This window comes from uncultured Campylobacter sp. (assembly GCF_938045595.1).
Taxonomy (GTDB): domain Bacteria; phylum Campylobacterota; class Campylobacteria; order Campylobacterales; family Campylobacteraceae; genus Campylobacter_B.
The window spans coordinates 1-1138 of the sequence record NZ_CALIBB010000191.1 but is presented as its reverse complement, the minus strand read 5'-3'; the positions used below and the strand labels follow the sequence as shown (position 1 = coordinate 1138).

General features: G+C 47.5%; 1 pseudogene. It reads right to left on the bottom strand.

What is annotated here, in order from left to right:
- Positions 1 to 708: 708 nt before the first annotated feature.
- A pseudogene (locus Q0340_RS07600) lies at positions 709 to 1138 on the bottom strand (hypothetical protein); the annotation flags it as partial.

The window sequence follows — 1138 nt, the reverse complement described above, 5'->3', positions numbered from 1 at the left end:
CTTTTGCCGCACTTCGTCGGTTTCGGGTTTCAAACACAGCGCGTTTGCTGGCGCACTAGCATTGGGGTTCTGCGCGGGCGCTCTAGCTAAAATTTTGCCTTATCTTTAAATCAAACGAGCTTGCCGCTCCTGCAGCGGCGGAGTTTACGAGCCTTATGGCTAGCGAGCCGGCAAGCTCGTATTGCATTTAAATTTTAAAATTTAGCAACTTTGGAAATTTTAGATCAAATTTTACGCTTAAAATTTTAAATTTAGAGATTGTAAATTTGGCGCTCGCAGCAGGGCAAAATTTTGATTTTAGCGGCGCGAGCCTACGTCCAAAACCATTAAAATCAAAATTTAGCGCAGCATAGGTAGATGCGCCCGCGACTGCGAACTTGTTAGATAAAAACTCAAGCCAAGAACGCAAGCGCTAAAATAGTGCGTCTTGCGCCGCAGTCTTATTAAGACACAAACGCAAGCTGCAAAATTTCGCCGCTCGCGCAAATAGCAAAACAAAGCGAGCCGCGCCGAGCAATGTTTTACTACCAAAGCAAGCTGCAAATCAAAAACTACATTCCACCGCTCGGACAAGCTTTAAATTTAAACCGCGTTTCGCCGCCGAGCTGCAAACCAAACCTGTGCGCCAAATCCTGCTGAGCTGCGCAATAAAATTTAACTTTTCATCTAGCCGAAACTTCGCACGCAAAGCCGCGATAAGTAAAAAGATCAGATAAATTCCTTCTCCAAAGGCTGCATCGCGTTGCCGTCTGCGTCAAAAAGCACCCGCCCGCATACTTCGCAGACTTCATCTCTAGGCGACGGCTCGTCCGCGTCCAGCTGCCACGCCGACATCTCGCCGCACTCGCAGTTTATGACGTAAAGGATCTGCCTTTTGCGGCGCTTGCCCCATGGCGCGATATCCCAAAATAGCTCCTCGCGCTTGCCTAGCTTTTTAAAATCTTTCTCGACGTCCTTGTGCGCGACGAGCAGATAATAAGCGTCGCTATGAAGCTCCAAAGTAAAGAGCCTAAAATCGCTCTTCTTTAGCGCCTTTTGAAACTCGTTCATCAAAAATAGGCTCGCATCGCCGCGCTTAAAATCCTCTTTTTCCGCTTCTTTTTCGAGCCTTGCGTAAATTTTATCGCACTCTAGAGCC